Source organism: Microbacterium sp. C448, from assembly GCF_000582705.2.
In the GTDB taxonomy this organism is placed as follows: Bacteria; Actinomycetota; Actinomycetes; order Actinomycetales; family Microbacteriaceae; genus Microbacterium; species Microbacterium lacus_A.
In genome coordinates, this window is sequence record NZ_HG779827.1 from 1 (window position 1) to 1,080 (window position 1,080).

The window sequence follows — 1,080 nt, forward strand, 5'->3', positions numbered from 1 at the left end:
GTCGTAGCTGTCACCGACGGTCCCGATCGACGCGATCGCGCCGACTTCCGCGAGCCGCTCCGTGTAGCGCAACGCGGTGTATTGAGTCCCGGCGTCCGAGTGTTGAATGACGCCGGTGACGTCCTCGCCAGCGCGGTCTCGGATCCACAACGCCATCTCCAGGGCGTCCAGGGGCAGGTCGGTGGGCATCTTCGACATCGTCCTCCAGCCCACGATGCGGCGGGAGAACACGTCGGTGACGAACGCGGTGAACGCCATACCCGACCACGTCGGAACATATGTGAAGTCGACCACCCAGAGCTCGTTGGGCCGGGCCGCGTGAAACTCGCGCCTCACGTGATCTTCCGCCCGCGGCGCCGAGGTATCGGGGCGGGTGGTGATGAACTGCTTACCCCGGCGGATGCCGCGCAGGCCCTGCCGGCGCATGAGACGCTCGACAGTGCAGCGGGCGACGACGATGCCTTCTCGGCGCAGCAGCCGCCAGATCTTGCGGGCGCCGCTGATTCCGCGGCCGAGCTTGCGGTCCCAGAACACCCGCTCGATCTGCACCACCAGCTCGGCGTCGGAGACCGCTCTTGCCGAGACTGACCTCTTCTTGAATGCGTAGTAACCCGACGGGGCGATCTTGACCCCGTGCTCAGTGAGCACGCGGCAGATCGGCTCGACCCCGAACCGGTCACGATGATCATCGATGAACTGAACTACCACGGCAGTCGCGGGTCGAGCTCCCGCGCGAAGAAACTCGACGCCGCCAACAGGATCTCGTTCGCCCGCTTCAGCTCACGGTTCTCCGCCTCCAACGCCTTGATGCGCTGGCCGTCATCCGACGTCGTCCCCGGGCGATCACCCGCGTCGATTTGAGCCTGCTTGACCCATCCGCGCAGTGTGTCCGGGTTGACCCCGACGCGCTGCCCGATCCGGATCACTGCCTGATTCACAGACAACTCCGGATCCTCCTTACGCGCCTCCTGCACGAGCCTCATCGCTCGCTCCCGCAACTCCGGCGGATACTTCCTCAAAGCTGGCATAGTCCTCATCCTCTCGGGATTTCAGACCCTCCACGACACCCGGGGCGATTCA

2 protein-coding genes and 1 other annotated feature are annotated in these 1,080 nt (G+C 65.4%); both genes read right to left on the bottom strand.

Annotated features, from left to right (window positions below; genetic code table 11):
- On the bottom strand, positions 1-708 hold a 708-nt coding region (locus MIC448_RS15680; protein ID WP_036301866.1), incomplete at its 3' end, for an IS3 family transposase.
- Positions 616-743 (bottom strand) — a sequence feature (AL1L pseudoknot). Its footprint overlaps the gene before it by 93 nt.
- Positions 702-1,028, bottom strand: coding sequence for a transposase (locus tag MIC448_RS15685; protein WP_051514233.1), 327 nt, complete (start codon positions 1,026-1,028; stop codon positions 702-704). It overlaps the preceding feature by 42 nt. The genes MIC448_RS15685 and MIC448_RS15680, both read right to left, overlap by 7 nt.
- Positions 1,029-1,080 lie beyond the last annotated feature (52 nt).

Excerpts from the sequence above, each read along its gene's own strand:
- MIC448_RS15685 (WP_051514233.1), bottom strand. The coding sequence starts at position 1,028 with ATGCCAGCTTTGAGGAAGTATCCGCCGGAGTTGCGGGAGCGAGCGATG.